At 65.7% G+C, this 24,554-nt stretch carries 27 protein-coding genes, 1 pseudogene and 1 riboswitch; of the genes and pseudogenes, 21 read left to right on the forward strand and 7 right to left on the reverse strand.

Features of this window, described 5'->3' with window-relative positions; genetic code table 11:
* Positions 1 to 60 precede the first annotated feature (60 nt).
* The 4 genes from QF031_RS08425 to QF031_RS08440 are packed head-to-tail and all read left to right on the forward strand — an operon-like array spanning position 61 to position 3,455.
* Positions 61 to 492 (forward strand): hypothetical protein, encoded by a 432-nt coding sequence (locus QF031_RS08425; RefSeq protein ID WP_307426555.1) that lies wholly within the window; start codon positions 61 to 63, stop codon positions 490 to 492.
* Positions 493 to 539: 47 nt separating this feature from the next.
* Positions 540 to 1,064 carry a mycothiol transferase gene (locus QF031_RS08430; RefSeq protein WP_307426557.1) on the forward strand — a complete coding sequence of 175 codons (525 nt, stop codon included), beginning with the start codon at positions 540 to 542 and terminating at the stop codon, positions 1,062 to 1,064.
* The gene (locus QF031_RS08435) at positions 1,057 to 1,992 is read left to right on the forward strand and encodes a ribonuclease Z (protein WP_307426560.1); all 936 of its coding nucleotides are present in this window, start codon (positions 1,057 to 1,059) and stop codon (positions 1,990 to 1,992) included. Before QF031_RS08430 ends, QF031_RS08435 begins: the two co-directional genes overlap by 8 nt.
* Positions 1,989 to 3,455: a protein adenylyltransferase SelO gene (locus QF031_RS08440; protein WP_307426563.1), complete on the forward strand. Its 1,467-nt coding sequence runs from the start codon at positions 1,989 to 1,991 to the stop codon at positions 3,453 to 3,455. Before QF031_RS08435 ends, QF031_RS08440 begins: the two co-directional genes overlap by 4 nt.
* Before the next feature lie 106 nt (positions 3,456 to 3,561).
* On the opposite strand, the gene QF031_RS08445 is transcribed toward QF031_RS08440, so the two are convergent.
* Positions 3,562 to 4,410 carry a LysM peptidoglycan-binding domain-containing protein gene (locus QF031_RS08445; RefSeq protein WP_307426566.1) on the reverse strand — a complete coding sequence of 283 codons (849 nt, stop codon included), beginning with the start codon at positions 4,408 to 4,410 and terminating at the stop codon, positions 3,562 to 3,564.
* A gap of 3 nt (positions 4,411 to 4,413) precedes the next feature.
* Positions 4,414 to 4,585: riboswitch (cyclic di-AMP (ydaO/yuaA leader) on the reverse strand.
* Positions 4,586 to 4,874: 289 nt separating this feature from the next.
* Between QF031_RS08445 and QF031_RS08450 the strand changes: the two genes are divergently transcribed.
* Genes QF031_RS08450 through QF031_RS08460 form a run of 3 tightly spaced genes read left to right on the forward strand, consistent with a single transcriptional unit; the run spans position 4,875 to position 6,225 of the window.
* On the forward strand, positions 4,875 to 5,234 hold the full coding sequence (locus QF031_RS08450) for a TraR/DksA family transcriptional regulator (protein WP_307426569.1): 360 nt from the start codon (positions 4,875 to 4,877) through the stop codon (positions 5,232 to 5,234).
* A complete protein-coding gene (locus QF031_RS08455; RefSeq protein ID WP_307426571.1) occupies positions 5,231 to 5,785 on the forward strand; it encodes a DNA alkylation repair protein in 555 nt (184 codons plus the stop codon). The genes QF031_RS08450 and QF031_RS08455 overlap by 4 nt, the downstream gene beginning before the upstream one ends.
* Positions 5,782 to 6,225, forward strand: coding sequence for a DUF1810 domain-containing protein (locus QF031_RS08460; protein WP_307426574.1), 444 nt, complete (start codon positions 5,782 to 5,784; stop codon positions 6,223 to 6,225). Before QF031_RS08455 ends, QF031_RS08460 begins: the two co-directional genes overlap by 4 nt.
* Positions 6,226 to 6,261: 36 nt before the next feature.
* Here the strand turns inward: QF031_RS08460 and QF031_RS08465 are convergent, their stop codons facing one another.
* Both QF031_RS08465 and QF031_RS08470 read right to left on the reverse strand, forming a co-directional pair.
* Positions 6,262 to 7,155 (reverse strand): glucose 1-dehydrogenase, encoded by an 894-nt coding sequence (locus QF031_RS08465; protein WP_307426576.1) that lies wholly within the window; start codon positions 7,153 to 7,155, stop codon positions 6,262 to 6,264.
* Positions 7,156 to 7,317: 162 nt separating this feature from the next.
* Positions 7,318 to 7,824 carry a metallophosphoesterase family protein gene (locus QF031_RS08470; RefSeq protein WP_307426578.1) on the reverse strand — a complete coding sequence of 169 codons (507 nt, stop codon included), beginning with the start codon at positions 7,822 to 7,824 and terminating at the stop codon, positions 7,318 to 7,320.
* Between the two features lie 73 nt (positions 7,825 to 7,897).
* Here QF031_RS08470 and QF031_RS08475 point away from each other — a divergent pair, with 73 nt between their 5' ends.
* The gene (locus tag QF031_RS08475; protein WP_307426581.1) at positions 7,898 to 8,089 is read left to right on the forward strand and encodes a DUF1918 domain-containing protein; all 192 of its coding nucleotides are present in this window, start codon (positions 7,898 to 7,900) and stop codon (positions 8,087 to 8,089) included.
* Between the two features lie 49 nt (positions 8,090 to 8,138).
* A complete protein-coding gene (locus QF031_RS08480) occupies positions 8,139 to 8,654 on the forward strand; it encodes an NUDIX domain-containing protein (RefSeq protein ID WP_307426585.1) in 516 nt (171 codons plus the stop codon).
* 19 nt (positions 8,655 to 8,673) lie between these two features.
* On the opposite strand, the gene QF031_RS08485 is transcribed toward QF031_RS08480, so the two are convergent.
* Complete coding sequence (locus QF031_RS08485) at positions 8,674 to 9,351, reverse strand: endonuclease/exonuclease/phosphatase family protein (protein ID WP_307426588.1); 678 nt, start codon at positions 9,349 to 9,351, stop codon at positions 8,674 to 8,676.
* 157 nt (positions 9,352 to 9,508) lie between these two features.
* Between QF031_RS08485 and QF031_RS08490 the strand changes: the two genes are divergently transcribed.
* The 4 genes from QF031_RS08490 (at position 9,509) to QF031_RS08505 (ending at position 13,506) form a co-directional block, all read left to right on the forward strand.
* Positions 9,509 to 10,312, forward strand: coding sequence for a thioesterase family protein (locus tag QF031_RS08490; RefSeq protein ID WP_307426591.1), 804 nt, complete (start codon positions 9,509 to 9,511; stop codon positions 10,310 to 10,312).
* Between the two features lie 75 nt (positions 10,313 to 10,387).
* A complete protein-coding gene (locus tag QF031_RS08495; protein WP_307426593.1) occupies positions 10,388 to 10,930 on the forward strand; it encodes a PadR family transcriptional regulator in 543 nt (180 codons plus the stop codon).
* A gap of 5 nt (positions 10,931 to 10,935) precedes the next feature.
* Positions 10,936 to 12,651, forward strand: a complete 1,716-nt coding sequence (locus QF031_RS08500) for an ABC1 kinase family protein (RefSeq protein WP_307426595.1) — start codon at positions 10,936 to 10,938, stop codon at positions 12,649 to 12,651.
* Positions 12,652 to 12,756: 105 nt separating this feature from the next.
* Positions 12,757 to 13,506 (forward strand): lipoate--protein ligase family protein, encoded by a 750-nt coding sequence (locus QF031_RS08505; RefSeq protein ID WP_307426599.1) that lies wholly within the window; start codon positions 12,757 to 12,759, stop codon positions 13,504 to 13,506.
* A gap of 39 nt (positions 13,507 to 13,545) precedes the next feature.
* Here the strand turns inward: QF031_RS08505 and QF031_RS08510 are convergent, their stop codons facing one another.
* Positions 13,546 to 13,803, reverse strand: coding sequence for a mycoredoxin (locus QF031_RS08510; RefSeq protein WP_307426603.1), 258 nt, complete (start codon positions 13,801 to 13,803; stop codon positions 13,546 to 13,548).
* Positions 13,804 to 13,954: 151 nt separating this feature from the next.
* Here QF031_RS08510 and QF031_RS08515 point away from each other — a divergent pair, with 151 nt between their 5' ends.
* A complete protein-coding gene (locus QF031_RS08515; RefSeq protein ID WP_370874558.1) occupies positions 13,955 to 14,710 on the forward strand; it encodes an SOS response-associated peptidase in 756 nt (251 codons plus the stop codon).
* 13 nt (positions 14,711 to 14,723) lie between these two features.
* Here QF031_RS08515 and QF031_RS08520 read toward each other — a convergent pair whose 3' ends face one another.
* Positions 14,724 to 15,146, reverse strand: coding sequence for a VOC family protein (locus tag QF031_RS08520; RefSeq protein WP_307426609.1), 423 nt, complete (start codon positions 15,144 to 15,146; stop codon positions 14,724 to 14,726).
* 19 nt (positions 15,147 to 15,165) lie between these two features.
* Here QF031_RS08520 and QF031_RS08525 point away from each other — a divergent pair, with 19 nt between their 5' ends.
* On the forward strand, positions 15,166 to 15,486 hold the full coding sequence (locus tag QF031_RS08525) for a chorismate mutase (RefSeq protein ID WP_307426612.1): 321 nt from the start codon (positions 15,166 to 15,168) through the stop codon (positions 15,484 to 15,486).
* A 25-nt stretch (positions 15,487 to 15,511) separates the two neighbouring features.
* Here the strand turns inward: QF031_RS08525 and QF031_RS08530 are convergent, their stop codons facing one another.
* Positions 15,512 to 15,901: a hypothetical protein gene (locus tag QF031_RS08530; RefSeq protein ID WP_307426614.1), complete on the reverse strand. Its 390-nt coding sequence runs from the start codon at positions 15,899 to 15,901 to the stop codon at positions 15,512 to 15,514.
* Positions 15,902 to 16,023: 122 nt separating this feature from the next.
* Here QF031_RS08530 and QF031_RS08535 point away from each other — a divergent pair, with 122 nt between their 5' ends.
* The 6 genes and pseudogenes from QF031_RS08535 (at position 16,024) to pdxS (ending at position 24,285) form a co-directional block, all read left to right on the forward strand.
* Positions 16,024 to 16,374: a DUF6504 family protein gene (locus QF031_RS08535; RefSeq protein ID WP_307426617.1), complete on the forward strand. Its 351-nt coding sequence runs from the start codon at positions 16,024 to 16,026 to the stop codon at positions 16,372 to 16,374.
* A gap of 10 nt (positions 16,375 to 16,384) precedes the next feature.
* A pseudogene (locus QF031_RS08540) lies at positions 16,385 to 19,877 on the forward strand (DNA polymerase III subunit alpha).
* Positions 19,878 to 19,993: 116 nt separating this feature from the next.
* A complete protein-coding gene (gene thrS / locus QF031_RS08545) occupies positions 19,994 to 22,003 on the forward strand; it encodes a threonine--tRNA ligase (protein WP_307426621.1) in 2,010 nt (669 codons plus the stop codon).
* 17 nt (positions 22,004 to 22,020) lie between these two features.
* Positions 22,021 to 22,608: an HIT family protein gene (locus QF031_RS08550; protein ID WP_307426624.1), complete on the forward strand. Its 588-nt coding sequence runs from the start codon at positions 22,021 to 22,023 to the stop codon at positions 22,606 to 22,608.
* Positions 22,598 to 23,221 (forward strand): phosphatidylinositol phosphate synthase, encoded by a 624-nt coding sequence (pgsA, locus tag QF031_RS08555; protein ID WP_307426626.1) that lies wholly within the window; start codon positions 22,598 to 22,600, stop codon positions 23,219 to 23,221. The genes QF031_RS08550 and pgsA overlap by 11 nt, the downstream gene beginning before the upstream one ends.
* A gap of 137 nt (positions 23,222 to 23,358) precedes the next feature.
* Positions 23,359 to 24,285: a pyridoxal 5'-phosphate synthase lyase subunit PdxS gene (gene pdxS / locus QF031_RS08560; RefSeq protein ID WP_307426628.1), complete on the forward strand. Its 927-nt coding sequence runs from the start codon at positions 23,359 to 23,361 to the stop codon at positions 24,283 to 24,285.
* Positions 24,286 to 24,554 lie beyond the last annotated feature (269 nt).

The raw sequence follows: 24,554 nt of genomic DNA on the forward strand, positions 1-24,554 counted from the left end.
ACCCAGTTCGTCAGTATGCTTACTATTGTCAGCCTTACGGTCAACCAGAAAGGCATCATCATGACTGAGCAGAACGTCCCGGACGATGAGCTGGAAGTTGTGGAGGAGGACGACGTGCTTCTCGACGAAACTCCCGGTGCGGCGTCGTCCCTGGAACTGGATCCCGTGATGGGGGAACCGGACAATTACCCCGGTGCGGCCGAGAACAACCCGGATCGGTGGCAGGAGGACCCCCTGCTGCAGGACGAAGCAGTCTCGGGTGAAGAGGAAGACTTCCTGAGCGACCAGACGCTGCGGGACGAAAGCGCGCAGGCCCGGTACCGCTCCGGCGATGAGCAGGTGCCGCCGGACACCCCCACCCTGGGGGAGGCCGCGGCCGACGTCGACTTTGGTGAGAACCCCACCGGCCCTGAAGCGGATGCCAGCGATGACCAGGAAAACTTCGGCGGCTCCCCGCTCAGCGAATTCGAACCGGACGACCTGGAACGCTAGCAGCCTGGAGGTCCGGGCTTCGGCCCGGACCGGCAGGGAGGAAACAGATGCAATCCAAGGAACTGCTGCTGGAGGCCTTCGACCGGCTCCCTGGCCTGGTCCGGCAGGTACTGCAAGGGCTTGGCGATGCGGACCTGCAGCACCGGCCTGCCGGCAACGGCAATTCCATCGGCTGGCTGATCTGGCATACGGGCCGGGTGGAAGACGCCCAGGTTGCCTCCGCCGCCGGACTGGAACAGGTCTGGACGGCGCAGGGTTTCGTGTCCCGTTTCGGTCTGCCCCTGGCCGGGAAGGACACGGGGTACGGCCACTCCAGCGCGCAGGTGGACGCCGTCAAGGCGCCCGGCGACCTCCTGCAGGAATACTACGAGGCGGTCCACCGGCAGACCGCCAACGTCCTGGCAGGGATTGGCGACCCGGACCTGGACCGCGTGGTTGACAGGCACTGGGATCCGCCCGTAACCCTCGGGGTGCGGCTGGTCAGCATCCTGGGCGACTGCCTCCAGCACGTCGGCCAGGCCGCGTACGCCAAGGGGCTGCACGCCGGGACGGCAGACACCCGCGGTGCGTGAGCTCGTAGTGCTGGGCACGGCCTCCCAGGTTCCAACACGCACCCGGAATCACAATGGCTACTTCCTGCGCTGGGACGGCGAAGGCCTTCTTTTCGACCCCGGCGAGGGCACCCAGCGCCAAATGATCCATGCAGGGGTGGCGGCCACCCACATCACCAGGATTTGCCTTACCCACGTACACGGAGACCACTGTTACGGCCTGCCCGGCGTCCTGTCCCGGATGGCCTTGGACGGTGTGGCGCATCCGGTGCACCTGCACTATCCGGTGTCCGGCGACCAGGTGGTCCAGGCCCTCGTGGCGGTCAGCTCACCCGGCATCGACCTTCGGTTGCACCCGCACTCCGGCTCCGGGCCCGTCGCCGATTGCCTGGAAATCCGGCCCCTGAGGCACCGCATCGAAACCTACGGCTACCTGCTCACCGAAGCGGACGGCCGCACCTTCCTGCCGGATCGGCTGCGGGCGGCAGGTATCGAGGGCCCGGACGTGGGCAGGCTGCAGCGCCAGGGGTCCCTCGGCGCCGTCGCGCTGGAGGACGTGAGCATCCCCAGGCCCGGCCAGCGATTCGCGTTCATCATGGACACGGCGCCCTGCACCGGTGCAGAGGAGTTGGCCGTTGGCACAGACCTGCTCGTCACCGAGGCGACATTCAGCGACGACGACGGCGGGCTGGCACAGCAGTACCGGCACCTGACCGCCGGGCAGGCGGGGGAGTTGGCGGCGTCGGGAAAGGCGCGCACGCTCGTGCTCACCCACTTTTCCGCACGGTACGGCGATGACGTGTCCCTGCTCGCGGAGCAGGCCCGGGCCCGGGCTCCGGGGACCACAGTCATCGCCGCCAGCGACCTGGAGCGCATTGCCGTTCCCCGGCGGCGGCAACCGGTGCGCGAAGCGACGGGCCAAGACTATGGCGATAAGGTTAAACCATGACGGCAGCAGCTGAATCAACAGTGGCTTTTGACGGCCGCTTCGCGCGGGAACTGTCGGATCTCGCTGTTCCCTGGCAGGCCGAAGAATCACCCGGCCCCGAACTCCTTGTCCTCAACGAGAAGCTGGCAGAGGACCTGGGGCTGGACCCGGAATACCTGCGCAGTCACCAAGGGGTGCGGCTGCTGGTGGGGAACTACGTTCCCCCGGGCGCCACGCCTGTAGCCCAGGCGTATGCCGGGCACCAGTTCGGCGGGTACTCGCCCCTGCTCGGTGACGGACGCGCTCTCCTGCTGGGCGAGGTCACGGACCGGAACGGGCGGCTCCTCGATCTTCACCTCAAAGGCTCGGGGCGCACGCCCTTCGCCCGCGCCGGCGACGGCCGTGCCGTCGTCGGGCCCATGCTGCGCGAGTACCTCGTCAGTGAGGCAATGCACGCGCTGCACATCCCCACCACCCGTTCCCTGGCCGTCGTGGCCACGGGCCGGCAGGTCCGGCGTGACGATATGCTGCCGGGCGCTGTTTTGGCACGGGTGGCCAGCAGCCACCTGCGGGTGGGGAGCTTCCAGTACGCGCGGGCTACAGAAAACAAGGAGCTCCTGAAGCGGTTGGCGGACCACGCGATCAGCAGGCACTATCCCCAGGCCGCCGACGCCGACAACCCCTACCTGGCGCTGTTCGCCTCGGTGGTCTCGGCGCAGGCGGAGCTCGTGGCCCGGTGGATGCTGGTGGGATTCGTGCACGGGGTCATGAATACGGACAACATGACCATCTCGGGGGAAACCATCGACTACGGCCCGTGCGCGTTCATGGATGCGTTCAACCCCGCCGCCGTCTACAGTTCCATCGATGTCAGCGGGCGATACGCCTACGCCAACCAGCCGGTTCTTGCCGAATGGAACCTTGCCCGTCTCGCTGAGGCGATGCTGCCGCTTATCCACGAGGACCAGGAGAAGGCAGTTGAACCGGCGGTGGAGGTGCTCGGCGGATTCCGGGGACAGTACAGCAGGGCCTGGACCAGCGGGATGAAAGCCAAGCTGGGCCTGGACGGCGGCACCGGAAGTGATGACGAAGCGTCCGTGCTGGTGGATGACGTCATCGCCATCCTGAAAGACGGCCCGGTGGACTACACCCTGTTCTTCCGCAACCTCGGAAAGGCGGCCCGCGGCGACCTTCGCCCGGTGCGCGGCATGGTCCTCGATCTGGCCGCGTTTGATGCCTGGGCGAAGCGGTGGCAGGCCCTGAAGCCCGACGCCGGTTTGATGGACGGGGTGAACCCGGCCTACATCCCCAGGAACCATCTCGTGGAGGAGGCGCTGGCTGCTGCCACGGCCGGAAACCTGGCACCCTTGCAGCAGCTGCTGGACGCAGTCGCGGACCCCTTCATCGAGCGGCCCGGCCTGGAACGCTACGCCGAAGGCGCCCCCGGGGACTTCGGCAAGTACATGACCTTCTGCGGGACCTGACCGCAGCGGCTGCGGGGTAAAACGACAGGAGGGCGGCGGCCGGGTAACCGGCTACCGCCCTCCTGCTTCGTCCCGCCGCCGCGAAGGGCGTGCGACAGTGCGAAGACTAGGCTACGCGTACTGCGGAGTAACCGCCGAGCCAGCTGATGGAGTGCACCTCGGTGTCGAAGCCGTTGACGCCGCCGCTGACAACCTGGCCATTGCCGGCGTAAACGCCCACGTGGCCGGAGGTGATGATCAGATCGCCGGGGGCAGGAGCGCCCACTACCGAGCCGTACTGGAAGAACTGGGTGGGGGCAAGGTCACCGACCGACTTGCCCACCGAGCGCAGTGCCTTCTCAACCATGGCGGTGCAGTCCTGCTTGACGCCCAGCTGGCCGTAAGCGGACGCCAGGATGGCAGCACCCGTGCCCGTGCCGGTGGTCGCTGCCGCCGGGGTGGCCGATGCGTAGGACATGTTCATGCCGGTGTTCGTCGGTGCGGCGGCTGCCGTCTGCACGGGTGCCGGCGCCGGTGCTGCTGCGGGGGCCGGTGCCGCTGCGTATCCCGCGCCGGGGATCTGGATCTGGTCGCCCGGGTAGATGACCGAGGAAAGCCCCAAGCCGTTGGCGGACAGGACATCATTCAGGCTGGTGCCGTAGGCTGCGGCAATTGCGCCAAGGGTGTCGCCGGAAACCACGGTGTGGACGTTTCCTGCTGCCGCTGCCGGGGCTGCGGCGGGGGCGGCAGGTGCGGAGTAAGCCTGAACGCTGCTGTTCTCAGTGGTGTCCGGGCCGGTGACACCAGCGTGCGCCGGGGCGCCGACACCGAAGGCAATGCCGGACGCTGCAGCAACGGCAAGCGCCGGGCGGCCCAGCGAACGGGCCTGGGACTTGGCAGTCACGGCGAGGCCCTCGAGCACAATGGAGCGGGCCGGGGTTGCGCGGTGACGGGCAGTGGTGGAATTTTTTGACACGGTTGATCGCCTCTCCCATGCCTGCGGGGTGAGCTGTCGGGTTCGGGCTGGAGATACCCGGCCGGAAGTGACACCGTCATGGACGGAGCCGCTTATCGACTTAACCCCTAGGCCACATGTGGCCGTGGAAACTTGGTTCCCCCGTCCCTGCCAACTGGAGCGGTTGGATCCCATGATCAGCGGCAGGGCTCGGCATGCTGACGGGAATGTCCCGTCTGAGAGGGACACCAGAAGACCATAACCCAAAGGTCCCGGCATTGTCACATTTGGATAACATACGAGGTGCGGCTCTCGAATTCCGCAAACGTCTGGACGTTATCTTCATTCCCGTCGTGGCCTCGGCATCTGCTGATTTTGCTGGCAAGCGTAACAATCGGGACACGCCGTCATGGCAGGTGGCCGCCGCTCGTCGGGTTTGCCGTTGCCATTCAGGCGCTTCCCGGTCCGGGCGCTAGGCTGTCACCATGCCAGATTTCGAACGGTTCCGTGTGCTGCTCGAAGAGGAGCGGGCCCGCCGGATGGAGTTGCTGCCGGCGCTGCGGGCTGACATTGAATCGGCAAATTCCGCCCGGCAGGACTCCAATGTCGACGACGAGCATGACCCGGAAGGCAGCACCATCGCCTTCGAGCTCTCGCAGGCATCGGCCCTGCTGAAGCAGAGTTCAGCCGGCTTGGACCAGATTGATGCGGCGTTGGCACGGTTGGCCGCGGGAACCTATGGAAGCTGCGCCGTGTGCGGGGAGCCCATCGCGGAAGGCAGGCTGGAAGCGCGGCCGTGGACTCCGTTTTGCATCCTGCACGCCTCCTCCGGGCGGAGACGATGACGGACCCGGACGAGCTGGTGTCCGCGGCGGCGGAATTTGTTGACCGGACCCTCCAGAACGAGGGCGCCTGGTACCGGGCGGACGATGTGGGGAGCCGGCTGGGCTGGGCGCTGGACTCTTACGGATCCTCGGTGGGGGCCGTCCGCGGAACGGTTCGCGATGCCCTGCGCAAATTCAAAGACTTGGACCATGACAGCACGGTGATGCTTGCCTCGGCCCTCTGGGGACAGCCAAAACCCGGCTCCCGTGCGGTGTTCGAGCGCCGCCTGGCAGCCGTGGTGCTGTTGCAGTCAAGGGTGCGGCTGCTCCGGCACTCGGACTTGACCCGGCTGGAAGGCTTCCTTCGTTCTGCCCAGACAGCCGACCTCGCCCACCCCCTCCTCGCCGATGTCCTGGCGCCGCTGCTGGCCGGGCTGGGGGAGCGCGAGCGCCAGCGGGCGGGCGTTGTCCTGGCCAGATGGCGGGAGGACGCCGACCCTCGGCTGCAGGCCGCGGCCACTGCCCTTGATAAAGACTTGCCCCTTGACCCCGAAGCCAGGAGACCCAGATGAATGAGCAATTCAACCTTGACCGTTTTGTTGCCGCGCAAAACAGCGGTGGCACCTATGAGCAGGCGCTGGGTGAGCTGCAGGTCGGCCGGAAGTCCGGGCACTGGATGTGGTTCATCTTCCCGCAGGTTTCCGGGCTCGGGCAGAGTGCCACCTCCCGCAAATACGCCATCTCCTCGCTGGCCGAGGCCCGCGCTTACCTTGACCACGAGGTACTGGGGCCCCGCCTCCTGGAATGCGCTCTGGTTTTGGCCAACCACGCCGACCGGTCGGCCGAGGAGATTCTCGGCGGCATCGATGCCAAAAAGCTGCGGTCGTCCATGACACTGTTTCTCCGGGCCGCGCCCGGAGAAACAGTGTTCAAGACTGTCCTGGCCCAGTTTTTCGACGGCGAGCCGGACCCGGCAACGGACGAACTCCTGGCAGGACAGGAGGCAGGCTGACCCTCCGTTGTGGAGGTCAGCCTGCCCGCGCTGCAGCTACGGCGTGGGGTTGCCGCCGTTGACGTTCAGTGTTTCGCCCACTACGTAGCTGGATTCAGGCGAAGCCAGGAAAACGTAGGCGGGGGCCAGTTCGGCGGGCTGGCCGGCCCGGCCCAGGGGAGTGGACTGCCCGAACTCGGGCAGTTGCTCCTTGGGCTGGCCGCTGCTGACCTGCAACGGAGTCCAGATGGGACCCGGTGCCACCGCATTCACCCTGATTCCCTTGGGCGCCAGCTGCTGCGCCAGGCCCTTGGTGAAGTTGTTGATGCTGGCCTTGGTGGTGGCGTAGTCCACCAGCGTGGGGGACGGGTTGTACGCCTGGATGGACGTGGTGTTGATGATGGTTGAGCCGGCCGGCATGTGCGGTACCGCCGCCTTGGTCACCCAGAACATGGCGTAGACGTTTGTCTTCAGCGTGTGGTCAAACTGCTCGTCGGTGATGTCCTGCAGGTCCTCCTGGGCCACCTGTTTCCCGGCATTGTTGACCAGAATGTCCACCCCGCCCAAGACTGCCACTGCCGTATCCACCAGTTCCCGGCACGTTGCCGAATCCTTCAGGTCGCCAGGCACCTTGACGGCCTTGCGGCCTGCGGCCTCAATGATCCCGGCGATGCGGGAGGCGTCTTCCTCCTCCTGCGGCAGGTAGGAAAGGACGACGTCGGCGCCTTCCCTGGCGAACGCGATCGCCGTAGCGGCCCCAATGCCTGAGTCCGCGCCCGTGACGATGGCGCGGCGGCCTTCCAGCCGCCCTGTCCCGCGGTAGGTTTCCTCGCCCAGGTCGGCCTTGGGCGCCAGTTCAGCGTCGAGGCCCGGCTCCGGCTGGTGCTGCTTGGGCGGGGAGATCTTCTCGTAGGCAGTCACTGGATTGCGGAAAGTGTACTGGTCGGTCATGGTGGTCCTCCTGTTCGTACGGACTCGGGCTGGTTCATCGCCCCGGAAGCTGAAGCAGCCTGCGTTCAGGGAATCGCGAAGAACCAAAAAGCTAAGCATGCTTACGGTTCCTAGCCTAGGCAATGGACCCCCGGCCTGCCAAGCGGTCCGGGCGGGACGAGGTCAGTCCCGCCGAACGGTGACGAGCCTGACCTCCGCCAGCCGGCCGCCGTCGACCACTGCCTCCATGAACGTGCAGGCAGGCTGCCGGCGGCGGTCGGTGGGCGAGCCGGGATTCAACAGCCGCAGTCCGTTCGGCGACACGGTGTCCCAGGGGATGTGGCTGTGGCCGAACACCAGGACGTCCGCGTCCGGGTACTGGGCTTCGCACCGCAGTTCCCGGCCCTTCGCCTGCCCGGTCTCGTGGACCAGGGAAAACCGGACCCCGTCCAGGACGGCAGTGGCGGTCCCGGGAAGCCGGCGCCGCAGTTCCGGGCCGTCATTGTTGCCGTACACGCCCAGCAGCCGCTTGCTTCGGCGTTCGAACTCGTCCAGCAGTGCCGCCTCCACCCAGTCACCCGCGTGGAACACCACGTCGGCATTTCCGATGGCCTCCCACACCTGCCCGGGCAGGGCCCTGGCGCGTTTTGGCACATGCGTATCTGCAATGAGGACAAGGTGCAACGGCATACCCGAATCCTGCCATGACGCCCTGTTCCTGCATGGCCGGCAGTCGTAATCTGGGGGCTGGGAGGTGATTGCCATGGAGGCAGCCCAAGGCGACCGCATCGTGGTGCACGGAAGGACAGTGGGGTCCTCTGACCGGCACGGGGTGATTCTGGAAGTCCGCGGCGAGGGCGGAAGCCCGCCCTATGTTGTCCGCTTTGATGACGGACACGAAACGGTCATGTATCCCGGCGGCGATTTCGCCGTCGAACGCGGACACAACCCCTGACCGCGGCGGCGGCACTGCGTCCTGCCGCTGCACCTGTCAGACTGGGGGAATGGATCACTTTCCGTACTCCAGCACGTCTTCCACCCCACCGCCCCGCTCCGGTCCGCGGGACCCGGGCGATGCCTGGGTGGAAGGGGACCGTGGCCGGCACTGGGGCAGGTTCGGCGCGGCCGGCGTCCTGGCCTACGATCCCGCCAAGGGCGTCCTCCTGCAGCACCGCGCGGTCTGGAGCCATAACGGTGGAACGTGGGGACTCCCCGGCGGGGCACTGCATGAGGGTGAAGAAGCAGTGGACGGCGCCCTCCGCGAAGCTTACGAGGAGGCCGCCGTCCCGTCGGAGCGCGTGGAAGTGCTGTTCACTTCAGTGCTGGACCATGGCTACTGGTCCTACACGACAGTGGTGGTGCGGGTGCTGGAATCGTTCGAGCCGGTCATCAGCGACCCCGAGAGCATCGCGCTGCTCTGGATCCCCGTAGCCGAGGTGGAAGCCCTGGAACTGCACCCCGGCTTCGCGGCCGCCTGGCCGGATCTCCTGGCGCGGCTGGATAACGAAGAACCCTGGTGAACCCGCCCTGCGTCCCTGTCTAGTAGCCTTCGCCGTACTCGGCCGTCACCAGGATGGGCAGGTGGTCGGAGTTGCCGCGGGGCAGCGTTTCCACGGCTGCAATGTCCAGGCCAAGTGACGTAGCGAAGTCGAAATGGCCCTTGAACACCTTGTACCGGGTGTAGGTCCGCCGGTTGCTCAGGGAGAGGGCGTACCCGGAGTTCTTCATGTGCATGTCAAGGTTCTTGGTAAAGAACGGGTAGTTGAAGTCGCCCACCATCAGGGTCATCAAGCCCCTGCCCATGCTCAGCAGTTCAGCGTGCGCTGCGTGGATCTGCTTGCGCCGCAAGGAATTGGAGGCAGTGAGCGGTGCGGCATGGAACGAGCCGATCACCAGCTCGTGCTGGGTTTCGTTGTCCATCACCCGTGTGCCGATCAGCCGCTCGTGGGCCGGGGCCAGCACCCTGTCGTGCATTGACTTCTTCAACGCGAAAGACTGCGTGTCCAGGGCTGTGAAACGGCTGGCGCGGTAGTAGATGGCCAGACCGAGCCGGTTGCCCTTGGTGGCATCCGCGAGGTGCAGGGGACCCAGGGTTTCCGGAAGGTCGCTGGCGTCCACTTCCTGGAGGCACAGCGCATCGATGTCATGATTCCGTGCCAGGGCGAGAAGTTCGCCGCTGGCCGCATGCTTGCGGAGGTTGTAGCTGATGACGCGCATGAAACACCTCTTTTGAGGGTTGTTGACAGGACCAGTTCCTGAGTCTAGTCCGAATGCCCCCGCCACCCTCCAACATTTCGCGGGCCGGCCCGGCGCGCCGTTCACGTGAAGGATAGAGTTAGTGGCAATTCACTGAACGTTTCGTAAGGGGCCAGCCTTGACCGCAGACCTGCCAGAACTCGCCGAGGGCAACTTTTACTACCAGGACCTGGGCGGCGGCCTGTTCCGCTCCACCATCCACGCCCAGGGAGCCTGGAATGTCCACGAACAGCACATGGCGCCGGCATCCGGACTTCTGGCGGACCGGCTGGAACGGCACCAGCCGCGGGAGGACATGCGGATGGCGCGGATCAGTTACGAGATCCTTGGCCTGATCCCGGGTGGGGAGTTCAGGATCGACACCACCACGCTGCGGCCCGGAAGGACCATCGAACTGGTGCAGGCCGAACTGGTGGCCGGCGGGCGGGCCGCGATCCGTGCCACCGGGTGGCGCATGCTGACCAGCGACACCGGTGAGGTGGCCGCCGTCGAGGACGCCGCGATCCCCGGCCCGGACGAATGCAAGCCGTATGACGGCTCCGCCGTCTGGCCCGGTGGCTACATCCGGTCCCTCGAAATGCGGGTCGCTGAAGGACACCGGCCAGGGGCAGGAAAGGTATGGCTGCGCACCGAACACCCGCTGACAGACCGCGCCGACAGTGCCGATTTTGCGCGCCTCATGGGTCTGGTGGACACCGCCAACGGCATCGCCGCACGGGTCCCTCCCGGCACGGACAGCTATGCGTTTCCCAACCTGGACCTGCAGGTCCACATGTACCGCAGGCCCGCGGGGGAGTGGCTGGGTCTGGACAATGCCGTTTCGTTTGGCAGCGACGGGATCGGCCTCACGTCCACCGTGCTGCACGACCGGCAGGGCCCCTTCGGCCGGGCGGAACAGATCCTGACACTGCGCAAATCCTGACCCTACCGGCTATGGTGCCGGCCTCTATCGCTGAGTATCGTTGTATATCGTTCGCGATTGACAAAGGAGTTCATCATGCGTGCGTCATACCCTGCCGGCGGTTTTGGCGCCGGCAATTTCGACGGGATGTGGCAGGCCGTGGAGGAATTGCGGTCCCGCTTCGAAAAGCGGTCGGGAACCCGTGCCGGGAAAGGCGAGGTGCGGACGGCCGTCCTGGCCCTGCTCGCAGAACGGCCCATGCACGGTTACCAGATCATCCGTGAGATCGAGGAGCGCAGCGGCGGCAGCTGGAAGCCAAGCGCAGGCTCCGTCTATCCCACCCTGCAGCTGCTGGCCGACGAAGGATCGATCAGTGCCGAGGAATCCAACGGCCGCAAAATCTACTCCTTGACCGAAGCGGGCCGCGAGGAGGTGGCGGCCCAGCACGGTGCTGCCCCCTGGGATCCTGCAGCCTCCCTGTCCGGAGGCGGAATCGCATCCCTCCCGAAGGCCGGCATCGAATTGGCCCAGGCGGCGGCCCTCGTGGGCCGGACCGGTTCCCCGGAGCAGGTGCAGCAGGCGGTGGCGGCACTGGATGAGGCCCGCCGCCGGTTGTACGCCATCCTCGCCCAGGACTGACGCGGGTGGTGTCGACTGTCCAGGACAAGGCGGCCGACCCACCGCGCCCCCTGCGCGAGCACCGGGGGCGCTACCGCCGGATCCTGCGCTTCGCCGCCCGGAACCTTGCCGCCACATGGTGGTTCGAACTGTTCCTGCCACGGATTGGGCTCAGCCGGATCGCGGCGCGGACCCGCTCAAGGAGGATGCTCCGCTTCGCGCAGCGGTTCCATGACCTGGCAGTGGAACTTGGGGGACTGATGATCAAGGTGGGCCAGTTCCTGTCCTCCCGGCTGGATATCCTCCCGCCGGAGATCACTAAAGAGCTTGAAGGGCTGCAGGACGAGGTCCCCCCGGTAGCCTTTCCGGACATCTCCGCGTTGGCGGCACGGGAGCTCGGGACGCCGCTGGGGAACGTTTTCGCCTCGGTGGACCCGGAGCCGATCGCAGCCGCGTCGCTGGGCCAGGCCCACCGCGCCCGGCTGAATCCGCTGGACGCGGGCGACACCGGACTCGACGCCGTGGTGGTCAAAGTGCAGCGGCCGGGCATCGGCGCCATTGTCGACGTCGACCTCGCAGCCCTGCGCAAGGTGGCCGGCTGGCTGAGCCATATCCGGCTTGTCTCCCGCCGTGCCGACATGCCGGCGCTGGTGGAGGAATTCGCACAGACGAGCCTTGCCGAAATCGACTACCTGCACGAGGCCGTCAACGCCGAGCGGTTCGCCGCTGACTTCGCCGGGGACCCCCGGGTGGAAGTACCGGCTGTGGTGTGGGAGCGCACCACCCGGCGCGTACTGACCCTTGAGGACGTCACCGCCATCAAGATCACCGACGTCAAGGCGCTGCGTGCCGCCGGCATCGATCCCGCAGCTGTTGCTCCCGTGTTCGCATCCATCATGTTCGACCAGCTCTTCACCAACGGCTTCTTCCACGCGGACCCGCACCCGGGGAACATCTTTGTCACCCCGGCACCGGCAGGCGCCGGGGAACATCAATGGCAGTTGACGTTCATCGACTTCGGCATGATGGGGGAGGTAACGCCCGCCACCCGCAGCGGCCTGCGAAAGCTGTTGATCGCCGCAGCCGCCCGTGACGGCAGGGGACTTGTGGCGGCCATCAACGATGTGGGCGTCCTGATGCCGTCAGCTGACAGCGCAGGCTTGGAACGGGCCATGACGCAGCTCTTTGCCCGTTTCGGCGGCATGGGCTTCGCCGAACTGCGTGAAGTGGACCCGCGGGAGTTCCGTGATTTTGCACTGGAGTTCGGTGACGTAGTCCGGTCGCTGCCGTTCCAGCTGCCGGAGAACTTCCTGCTGATCATCCGCGCCATGTCCCTGACCTCCGGCGTGTGCAGCGCGCTGGATGAGCGGTTCAACCTCTGGGACTCAGTGGAACCCTACGCGGCGCAGTTGCTGCGGAATGAGCGTGGCAACGTGGTGCAGGATGTTGCCCGGCAGGCCATCGACGCCGCCGCCGTCGCCTTCCGCCTGCCCGGGCGGCTGGATGCCCTGGCCAGCCGGCTCGAAGAGGGATCACTGCAGGTGGCTGTTCCGCGGCTGGAGCGGCAGGGTGCGCGGCTGGAAAGGGCCGTGCGACGCTCGGCCTCCGCCGTGGTCTTCGGCGCCCTGCTGGTCGCCGGCGCCATCGCCAGGGCCGACGACCTGGTCCTGGGCAATGTGCTGATGGCCGTGTCGGCAGTGCCGCTGCTGCACGCGCTGTGGGTGGGGCGCCGCGGCCGTTAAGGCCCGCGCCGCCGTCGGGCGTACCCTAGGGATGGCCTGTCAGGCCGCTGCCAATGAACCTGTCGCCAATGAACCTGTCGACGCAAAAGCCCAGGGAGCCTCGCCATGCACCACACCGCTACCGGACTCCGTCCCCTCACCGTGGTGCGGCAGGACGTGTCCCTCGGTGCGGGCCGCGACCTCGAATTTGGCCTCGAACTGCTGGCCAGGGCCAGGAACGGCGGGATCGGCCCCACCCTGCGGCTGTACCGGCCGGCTCCCACAGTGGCATTCGGGCAGCGGGACACCCGCCTGCCCGGCTTTGAGGCCGCTGCGCAGGCCTGCCGGGAGAACGGCTTTGAACCCCTGGTCCGCCGGGCAGGCGGACGCGCCGCCGCCTACCACCAGGGCACGCTGGTGGTGGACCATATCGAGCCGGACGCCGATGCCGTCGCCGGGTCCAAGGCGCGGTTCGGTTACTTCGGCGAACTTTTCGCAACGGCGTTGCGAAGCGTGGGCGTGCAGGCGGCGGTGGGGGAAATCCCGGGGGAGTACTGCCCCGGGGAGTTCAGCGTGCATGGCACCGACCCGGCCGGCAGCCCGCGGCGGGTGAAACTGGTAGGCACGGCCCAAAGGGTGATCTCCGGCGGCTGGCTCTTCAGTTCCGTCATCGTGGTGGAGGATTCAGCCCCGATCCGCAAGGTCCTCACGGACAGCTATGCGGCGCTGGGCCTGGACTGGGACCCCGCCACCGCCGGTGCCGCCAACGATTTGGTGCCCGGCCTGGACGTGGCAGCTGTTGAGCAGGCCCTGCTGGAAACGTATGCGGGCCATGCCGCCCTGGAAACTGCCTCGTTCAGCAGCCTTGGGGCATGACCCGCAATCGATGATGTGGCGCAGCGCCACGTGTGCTTTTTAGGCGGCCAGGCGGTTCTTGACCTCGGCAACCGAGGGGTTGGTCGCTGCGCTGCCGTCCGGGAAGAGGACGGTGGGAACGGTGCGGTTGCCGCCGTTCAGCTGCTCCACGAGCTCGGCGGTGCCTTCCACCTCTTCGATGTTGATTTCGTTGTAGCCGATGCCCTGCGCATCGAGCTGCTTCTTCAGCCGGTTGCAGTAGCCGCACCAGGTGGTGGAAAACATGGTGATGGTGCCGGATTCGGGAGTGAAGTCCACAGGGAGCTCCTATACGTCGCTTGAAAGGTTTCCTTACTGTCAACCGTAGCGCGGCCGCCGGTATTCCCCGGTGCCGGGTGGCTGCTGCGGCGCCTGGATGACAGTTTGTGGCGGGCGGTGGCAAGCTGGTGGCATGTGTGGACGCTACGTGATGGCCCGTGCCGTGGGGGACCTTCTGGCCGAGTTCGACGCCGGGCTGGAGGACGAGGTGAGCCTTCCGCCGTCGTGGAACGTCGCTCCCACCGACGCCGTACCCGTCGTGCTGGAGCGCCTGAAGGAGGGCGACGCCGGGCCCAGGCAGGTACGCCAGCTGCACGTGGCGCGCTGGGGCCTGGTCCCGCCCTGGGTCAAGGACCCGAAATTCGGATCGGGCATGATCAATGCCCGGAGCGAAACCCTGCTGGAGAAGCCGGCGTTCCGGAAGGCCGTACAGTCACGGCGCTGCGCTGTTCCAGCCGACGGCTACTACGAATGGAAACAGGGCCCCGGGAAGTCCAAGCAGCCGTATTATGTGCACCCGGGACAGGACCACGGCCTGGTGTTCGCCGGCCTCTACGAATGGTGGAAGGACCAGTCCGTGCCCGTGGGGGAGCCGGGACGCTGGCTTCTGTCCACGTCCATCCTCACTGCCGACACGCCCCCGCCAGGAACCGAATCCACCGTCTTTGGGAAGCTGACGGAACTGCACCACAGGGTGCCCCTGCCCCTGGACAAGGCCACCATGGCAGCCTGGCTGGACCCGCAGGCGGATGACGCAGCCGGGCTTGTGGACCTGGTGCGGTCCCGGGTCAAGGACGCCGCGGCCGACTGGCAGGTGGACCCGGTCGGCACGGAAGTGGGCAACGTCCGGAACAACGGTCCGGAACTGATCCGGCCGGTGGAAGCCCTGTTCCAGCAGCCCCGCTAAGGGCGCCCGGCCTTCACACGGTGACCGTGCCGGCGTCGTCCACTGCCCAGGTGGGGTTGTAGGCAACCTCCCATCGGAAGCCGTCGGGGTCGGCGAAGTAGCCCGTGTAGCCGCCCCAGGGCTGGGTGACCGGTTCTGCGATGATGGCAGCGCCCGCAGCCGCTGCATCCTCCATGACACTGTCCACCTCCGCCGGACTTGCCACGTTGTGGCTGAGAGTGATGCAGGGGACGCCTGACGGCGGATTGGTCCCGGCTTCGGCCTGCATCTGGCGTGCGTCCCAGAGGGAGAGCATTAGGCCGTGGTTCACCTGGATGAACAGCACCTCCCCGGCCACCTCCCGGTGGACGGGCCAGCCGAGGCCCTCAATGTAAAAGGCCCGGGAGTCCTTAACGCTGCGGACACCGAGGGAGATAAAGTCGACTCTGGGTTCCATGCTTCGATACTGTCAGAGGATGGCGACAATTCAAGGAAACGATAGGGATGCCCAGGCCGACAAGGAACAGCTCGCTGCCGTTCGGATTGCCGTAGACGAGGTGGATGAACAGATTGTCACCCTCATCGCCCGCCGCGAACGGCTGATCAGGATCGCTGGAACCCTCAAAGGGGATGACGCCGAGGTGCGTGCCCCTGGCCGGGTGGAGCGCATCATTGAGCACGTGCGCTCCGCGGCGGAGAAAAAGGACATCGACCCGGACATTGTGGAGTCAACCTACCGGGCAATGATCTCCGCGTTCATTGAACTTGAACTGCGGATCCACAAGGAAAACAGCTGAGCTATAAAGAACCGGTGGAGGTGGCCTAAAGGGCCTCCTCCACCGGCACGCCGTGCTGGAACTCCCGTCCGTCCGCCTCGCTGAAGGCGGACAGGACGTGACCCTGCCCCAGCCCATTCAGCGCTGACAGGGGAAAGCTCCCGGTAATGCTGTTCTCCGAGTGGGACACCCCGGACAGGTCGAAGTCCTCCTCGATGCCCTGGTCCCGGTTGAACGAGTAGCAGGCGATGGCCTTCCCGTTCATGAATTCAATGCACAGCCGGCGCTGCGACGAATAATCCGGCGAGGCCCCCATCAATCCCACCACGTAGGCGCCGGATTCCGGTATGGCGCCGTCGATATCAAAAGTGGCTATGAGGGTGGAGTCCTGGGTCTTGATGCTTGCCTGCTTCAGGAGTGCGTCATCGGTACTCATGCCAACATCCTGCTCCCTGCCGCACGCTCCGTCCACCCCCGCCTATGTTTTGCTGCCTGCCCGGCGTAGACTTGATTTATTCGAATACATATTCGAATCTTTTATCTGGTCGGGGAGGCGTCATGGGCATGTTCAGCGAGTCTGTTGACGTGGTGTGCTCCGCTGCAGGGCAACCTGAATCCCTGGTCTGGGCAGGCAGGTCCTACACTGTCTGCGCCGAACCTGTCCGATGGTATGAAAGACGGCAGTGGTGGGCCGAGGACTCCCGGGCTCCCTTGGGAAGCGGGCCGGGCGTGGTGGACCACGAAATCTGGCGCATCCAGGTGCTGCCCGTCCCGTTGGCACCCCGCCCCGGGCCTGCGGGAGAACCTGCAGGTGCAGAACCCCTGACCCTGGACCTGTCCCGTCATATCCGCAGCGGCCGGTGGCGGCTGCTGCGGATCCATGACGCACTACGCCCCAGAACTGCTTGAACAGAACAACATGAGTTTCACCCACCTTCACGTTTCCACAGCATTCAGCGCCCACTACGGCGTCTCCTGGCCTGAGGAGCTGGCCCTGGCGGCCGCTTCGGACGGGGCGACTGCCCTTGCCTGCACCGACAGGGACGGCCTGTACGGCACCATCAAGCACCTCAAGGCCTGCATGGCTGCGGGCATCGACCCCATCGTGGGCGTGGACCTAGCAGTGTTTGACGACGACGGCGACCACCGCACCCAGGTAGCCGGCAGGGTAGTGGTGCTGGCCAGGGGCCACAACAACGGTGCAGGGTACCGTGCACTGTGCAGGCTGGTTTCCGACGCCCACGCCAGGACGTCAGGGAAGGCAGGGGGAGCGGTGCCTGCGGCTGTCACCCGGGCCGAACTCGCCTCCCGCACCCTGGACCCCCAAACCCTCAAGCCGGTGCTGACAGTCCTGCTCGGCCCTGACTCCGACGTCGGACGGTCCATGGGCGGGCGGCGCTACCTGCGCCCCCGGACCCTGTTCAAGCAATGGCTGGATGCCATGCCCGCGGGAACAGTGGTGGCGGAAATCGTCTCGCAGCTCAGCGCACCAGGTACCCCTTTCAGCACCGCCCATGCTGTGCGCATGCTCCGGCTCGCGGAGGAACACCATGTACCTGCCATCCTCACCAACGCCGTCCGCTATTGCGCTGCCGATGGCGCACCAACCGCAGATGTCCTTGACTCCGCACGGACCTTGAAGTCCCTCCCGGAACTGGCAGGGGAACCACTCCTGCAACCCACGGGCCAGGGGTGGCTGAAATCCGGGGATCAGATGCTGGCACTTGGGAAGGAGATCATTTCCGCCGCAGGTTACGGTGCCGCGGACCTCAAGCAGCTGATGGCCCAGACCGAGGCGCTCGCCGATCTCTGCCGGATCGATCCCACCACCGATATGGGGTGGAAACAGCCAGTGGTCCCAGAGGCGTCAGTCATTGGCATCGACAAGGATCCGCACGCCGAACTCATCCAGCGCTGCCATGCGGGAATCGGCAGGCGTTTCCCGGGCATCGGAGGTACAGCGGAACGGGACATGCTGGCGCGTTTGGACCATGAACTGGGGATCATCAACAACCTCGGTTTTTCCTCCTACTTCCTGACCGTGGCAGAGGTGTCCCGGATGATCCAGGACATGGGGGTCAGGGCAGCCGCCAGGGGGTCCGGCGCCTCAAGCCTGGTCAACTACCTGATCGAGGTGAGCCACGTCAATCCCCTCCAGCACGACCTCATTTTTGAACGTTTCCTTTCCAATGACCGCGCCACCCTTCCGGATATTGACATCGACGTCGAAAGCGCAGAGCGGCACAACGTCTACCGGCGGATCTTCGAACGGTTCGGGTCCCAGCGGGTCACCCTGATGAGCATGCAGAACGGATACCGGGCACGGGGGGCAGTGCGCGACGCCGGGCTGGCGCTGGGTATGGACGACGGCGAGGTGGGGGAGATCGCCAAGCAGCTGTGGCGGTTTTCAGCGCGTAAGTTCCGTGAGGCGTTGCAGGAAAAGCCCGAGCTCCGGGAGTTTGCCGGCCGGGTGGAACAGCGCGAGGCCGATGGCAACCAGCAGCTGGACCTGCTGGTGGACCTGACCGAACGCCTGGACCGGCTTCCCCGCCACATCTCCATGCACCCCTGCGGCGTGATCCTGGGTGATGCCACCCTCCTGGACCGCACCCCGGTCCAACCAAGCGGCTTGGGGCTGCCCATGAGCCAGTTCGATAAACACGACATGGACCCCATGGGCATGCTCAAGCTCGATGTCCTGGGGGTCCGTATGCAAAGCGCCATGGCTTTCGCCGTCCGGGAAATCATCCGCATCCACCCCACCAAAAAGGAGGTGGTGGCAGCGGGCGGGCATCCGCCGGGTCCTGACGGCACGGGGCCGGACTACATTGCAGGAGATGGCCTGATAGACCTCAACGCCGTCCCCCTGGATGACGAAGCAACTTACGAACTGATCAGGAGTACGCACACCCTGGGCTGCTTCCAGATTGAATCGCCGGGTCAGCGGGAGCTCATCGGCAAGATGGCGCCGCGCGAATTCAACGACCTCATTATCGATATCTCGCTGTTCCGCCCCGGGCCCATGAAATCAGACATGGTGCGGCCCTTCCTGGAACACCGCCACGGTTTTGCCCCTGAGGTGTACCCGCATCCGGACCTCAAACCCGTTCTGCAGGAAACCCACGGGGTCACGGTCTTCCACGAACAGATCCTGAAAACCCTCAACATCATGACCGGATGCGGGCTGGCCAAGGCGGACGAGTTCCGCCGGGCGTTGAGCAACGAGGTCGGCGAAGCCCAGGTGGAGGAGTACTTCCGCCGTAACGCCAAAGCAAAGGGGTATGCCCCGGAGGTGGTGGACAAGGTATGGGGGACGCTGAAGTCCTTTGCCAGTTTCGGCTTCTGCAAAGCCCACGGCGCCGCCTTCGCCGTCCCCACCTACCAGTCAGCCTGGCTCAAGGCGCACCATCCCGAAGCCTTCCTCGCCGGCTTGTGGGAGCACGATCCCGGCATGTATCCCAAACGGCTGCTGGTGGCTGAAGCCCGCCGGCTGGGCATCCCCATCCTTCCCCTGGACATCAACAGGAGCAAAGCCCAATACCGGGTGGAGCGGGTCGAATCGGGCAAGGACGCAGGCAGGCTGGGAATCCGGCTCAGCCTGAACGGAATCTACGGGCTGTCCGCTGCTGAATTGAAGCGGACCGTGGCCGGGCAGCCCTATGACTCGCTGGCGGACCTTCGGGCGCGCTCGCGGCTGAGCAAGCCAAGCATCCGGCGCCTTGCCCAGCTGGGTGCCTTTGATTCACTGCACCGGGAAGCAGGAGGCCCGGCCAACCGGGCAGACCTGGTGCACCACCTGCAGCAGCTCCAAACCGCCAACGGCGTGCGCAAAGGCGTTGAGGTGGTAGAGGGGCAACTGGCCCTTCCCCTGGGCGACATCGAACTGCGGAACATCAAGCCAGGGCTTCCCGCCCCAACTTTGGTTGAAAATGTCCGCGCCGAACTCGACCTCATGGCTGTCGATGTCAGCACCCACCTGATGGACAGCCACCGTCCCCTACTGGAAAGGCTGGGCGTGACCACTGCGGATAAGCTCCTTAGCCTGCGCAACGGGACAGAAGTGCTGGTGGCAGGAGTGCGCGTGGCTACCCAAACGCCTCCCATGCGCGGCGGCAGGAGGGTGGTGTTCATCAGCATCGACGACGGCACAGGCTGTGTGGATTCGGTTTTCTTCCATGAGGCCCAGGAAAGCGCCGGGCCGCTCCTGTTCGGCACCCGGCTGCTGCTGATCCGGGGCACCACCAGAAGGACAGGTCCACGGGGCATCAGCCTCAGCGCGAGCATGGCGTGGGACCTGAGCCGGACGGAGACTTTTGCCCTTCCCGAAGTCAACGACGGCGGCCGGCGAGGACGTGCCACATCCCCTGGATGGCATCAGCCGGACGCTGGCGATCACCGGTTTTAACGGGTGAGCCTGCAGTGCGCCGCGTTGGTCGGCCCTTACCTGAACCGATAGCATTGACGGTGGCTGGCTGTGGTCCCCGTATGCCACAAGCTATGAAGCCTTAACTTTGAATAGGAGACACCCGTGTCAGATGCCCAGCAGATCACCCTTCTCGTCGATGGCGAAGAGACCAAGGTGACTACCGGGACAACCGGTGCGGAACTCTTCTTTGAGCGCCGTGACGTTGTGGTTGCCCGCGTCAACGGCGAACTGAAGGACCTGGACCAGGAACTTCCCGAAGGCGCCGAGGTGGAAGGCGTCACCATCGATTCGCCGGACGGCCTGAACGTCCTGCGCCACTCCACAGCACACGTCATGGCCCAGGCCGTGCAGCAGCTGCGTCCCGACGCCAAACTCGGCATCGGACCCTACATCACCGACGGCTTCTACTTCGACTTCGACGTCGCCGAGCCGTTCACTCCCGAGGACCTCAAAACCCTCGAAAAGATGATGCAGAAGATCGTCAACCAGAACCAGAAGTTCGTCCGCCGCGTCGTCACCGAGGACGAAGCCCGCGAAGCGATGAAGAACGAGCCCTACAAGCTCGAACTGCTGGGCAAGAAGAACGACGCCGCCGAGGCCGGGGAAGGCGTGAACGTCGAGGTCGGCGCCGGCGACATCACCATCTACGACAACGTGGAGCGCAAGGAAGGCAGCACCGTCTGGTGCGACCTCTGCCGCGGCCCGCACCTGCCCAACACCAAGCTCATCTCCAACGCCTTCGCCTTGACCCGTTCGTCGTCGGCCTACTGGCTGGGCAACCAGAAAAACCAGCAGCTGCAGCGCATCTACGGCACCGCCTGGCCCACCAAGGACGCCCTCAAGGCCTACCAGGAACGCATCGCCGAGGCCGAGCGCCGCGACCACCGCAAACTCGGCTCCGAACTGGACCTGTTCTCCTTCCCGGACGAACTGGGCTCCGGCCTGCCCGTCTTCCACCCCAAGGGCGGCATCATCCGCAAGGAGATGGAGGACTACTCCCGCCAGCGCCACGTTGAGGCCGGCTACGAGTTTGTCTACACCCCGCACATCACCAAGGGCCACCTGTACGAAGTCTCGGGCCACCTGGACTGGTACAAGGACGGCATGTTCCCCGCCATGCACGTGGACGCCGAACTCAACGAGGACGGCACGGTACGCAAGCCCGGCCAGGACTACTACCTGAAGCCGATGAACTGCCCCATGCACAACCTCATTTTCCGTTCACGCGGCCGGTCCTACCGCGAGCTGCCCCTGCGGCTGTTCGAATTCGGTTCGGTCTACCGGTACGAGAAGTCCGGTGTGGTGCACGGCCTCACCCGTGTCCGCGGCATGACACAAGACGACGCCCACATCTATTGCACCCGCGAGCAGATGAAGGATGAGCTCACCAAGACGCTCACCTTCGTCCTTGACCTGCTAAAGGACTACGGGCTGAACGACTTCTACCTGGAACTGTCCACCAAGGACCCGGAAAAGTACGTGGGCGACGACGCCACCTGGGAGGAAGCCACCAGGACCCTTGCCGAGGTGGCGCAGGAGTCCGGGCTGGAGCTTGTGCCGGACCCGGGCGGAGCGGCCTTCTACGGTCCCAAGATCTCGGTCCAGGCCAAGGACGCGCTGGGCCGCACCTGGCAGATGTCCACCATCCAGCTGGACTTCAACCTGCCCGAGCGCTTCGAACTGGAGTTCCAGGCCGCCGACGGCACCCGCCAGCGCCCCGTGATGATCCACCGTGCGCTCTTCGGCTCCGTGGAGCGCTTCATGGGCGTCCTCACCGAGCACTACGCCGGCGCGTTCCCCGCCTGGCTGGCTCCGGTCCAGGTGGTGGGCATCCCTGTTGCCGAAGCGTTCAACGAGTACATGTTCGACGTCGTCGATCAGCTTAAGGCCGCGGGTATCCGGGCCGAGGTGGACACATCCTCCGACCGGTTCCCCAAGAAGATCCGCACCGCCAGCAAGGACAAGATCCCGTTCGTCCTGATCGCCGGCGGCGACGACGCGGAGGCTGGCGCGGTGTCATTCCGTTTCCGGGACGGAAGCCAGGACAACGGCGTGCCGGTGGAGGAAGCCATCAAACGGATCACCGACGCCGTCCGCAACCGGACCAGCTAACCGAACGGAAGCAGCAAGTGCAGGAGAACACAGGCGCAGGCTATCCGGGCGATGCCGGCGTTACCGACGATTTTGCCCTCGCCGGTGTCCCGGACGCGTTCCAGCGCCTGTGGACTCCGCACCGCATGGCCTACATCAAGGGCGGGCAGCACCAGTTCAAGAACGAAAATGACTGCCCGTTCTGCGTAGGACCCGGCCGCAGCGACGAAGAGGCGCTCATCGTGCATCGTGGCCGGACCTGCTATGTAGTGCTGAACCTCTTCCCCTATAACCCCGGCCACTTGTTGGTGTGCCCGTACCGGCACATTCCGGACTATACGGACCTAACGCTCGAAGAAACGGCAGAGTTCGCGGACCTGACCCAGACGGCCATGCGGGTCCTGCGCAAGGTCTCCAATGCCGGAGGCTTCAACCTGGGCATGAACCAGGGCGTTGTGGGGGGCGCCGGAATCTCGGCCCACCTGCACCAGCACATCGTTCCGCGGTGGGGCGGGGACGGCAACTTTTTTCCCATCATCGCCCAAACCAAGGCCATCACCCAGACCCTTGATGAGGTCCGGCAGCAGGTGGCTGACGCCTGGCCCGGGGAGTCGGATGCTGAATAGGCATGCGCGCGGCTTCTTCACCGCGCTGTTCACCCCGCTGGCCCGCTGGCTCCTGAAGATCGGTGTCTCCCCGGACGCGGTGACCATCCTTGGCACTGCCGGTGTGGCGGCCGGGGCCCTCGTGTTCTACCCCCTGGGCCAGCTCTTCTGGGGCACCGTCTTCATCACGGCGTTCATCTTCTCCGATGTCCTGGACGGGATTATGGCCCGGATGCAGGATGTAAAGAGCCGGTGGGGCAACTTCCTCGACTCCACTCTGGACCGGATCGCAGACGGCGCACTCTTTGCCGGTCTGTCAGTGTGGTTCTTCACCGGCGGCCATGACCCCGCCATCGCCGTCTCCGCCCTGCTGTGCCTCGTCCTGGGCATGGTGGTTTCGTATGCCAGGGCCAAGGCCGAGTCCCTGGGGTTCACCGCGAACGTGGGAATCGCAGAGCGGGCCGAACGCCTGGTGTCCGTCCTCGTGGTCACCGGCCTGACCGGCCTTGGTCTGCCTGCTGTGGTACTCCTGCTGACGCTGGTGCTCCTGGCGGTGGCCAGCCTCATCACCGTGGTGCAGCGCGTGGTTTCCGTCCGCCGGCAGGCCCTGGCTGAACCCACGCCTGCGGATTAAGTACGATTAAGCCGCCCGCGCGGCGGGGGACTAGTATGTAAGTGCCCGGTCAAGGGACCCGGCAACCCGTGCGTGCACCTCCGGCAGTTGCCGCCGCATGCCCGGCGAAGATCATCTGTCTACCCATAGGGGTTTTTGTGTCTACACCTGATGTAAGCAACGAGGCCGGTTCGTCCGCGAACAGCGTCACCGGCAGCAGCCGCGTGAAGCGTGGCATGGCCGAGATGCTCAAGGGCGGCGTCATCATGGACGTCGTCAACGTCGAGCAGGCCCGCATCGCCGAAGACGCCGGTGCCGTGGCAGTCATGGCGCTGGAACGCGTCCCGGCCGACATCCGCGCCCAGGGCGGCGTCTCACGCATGTCCGATCCGGACATGATTGACCAGATCATCGATGCCGTGTCCATCCCGGTCATGGCGAAGGCCCGCATCGGCCATTTCGTCGAGGCCCAGGTCCTGCAGTCCCTCGGCGTTGACTACATCGACGAGTCCGAGGTCCTCACCCCGGCCGACTACGTCAACCACATCGACAAGTGGAACTTCAAGGTTCCCTTCGTCTGCGGTGCCACCAACCTCGGCGAGGCCCTGCGCCGCATCAACGAGGGCGCAGCCATGATCCGCTCCAAGGGAGAGGCCGGCACCGGCGACGTCTCCAACGCCACCGGCCACATGCGCAAGATCCGCTCCGAGATCGCCAAGCTGTCCTCCCTCCCGGAAGACGAGCTGTACGTCGCCGCCAAGGAACTTCAGGCCCCGTATGAACTGGTCAAGGAAGTCGCCGCAGCCGGTAAGCTCCCCGTGGTCCTGTTCACCGCCGGCGGCATCGCCACCCCCTCTGACGCTGCGATGATGATGCAGCTCGGCGCCGACGGCGTCTTCGTCGGTTCCGGCATCTTCAAGTCCGGCAACCCCGCCCAGCGCGCCGCCGCCGTCGTCAAGGCCACCACCTTCTTCGACGACCCCGACGTCATCGCCAAGGCCTCGCGCGGGCTGGGCGAAGCCATGGTAGGCATTAACGTTGACGAGATCCCCCAGCCGCACCGCCTCGCTGAGCGCGGCTGGTAAGTCTCTCTCCTTGGGTTTGCGCCTGGCGGCGCTGATCCTATGCACGCTATTCCCCGTGCCCCCGCTGAGGCCGCTTCGCGGCGAGCGGGGGCACGGGGCCCCTTTTACGCGTGCTGCCGGATCACCACCGCCTGTCGCTTCGGTCCGGGTTTCACTGACTTGACCACGACGCCGGCTCCTCACCTTTTCTTGGTGGGGGACCGGCGTCGTTCTTTTTAAATCGATTGCTCCGTAACTGTCGTTTTCGGGCCTCAAAACGGCGTTTACGG

Source organism: Pseudarthrobacter defluvii (assembly GCF_030816725.1).
GTDB lineage: Bacteria > Actinomycetota > Actinomycetes > Actinomycetales > Micrococcaceae > Arthrobacter > Arthrobacter defluvii_A.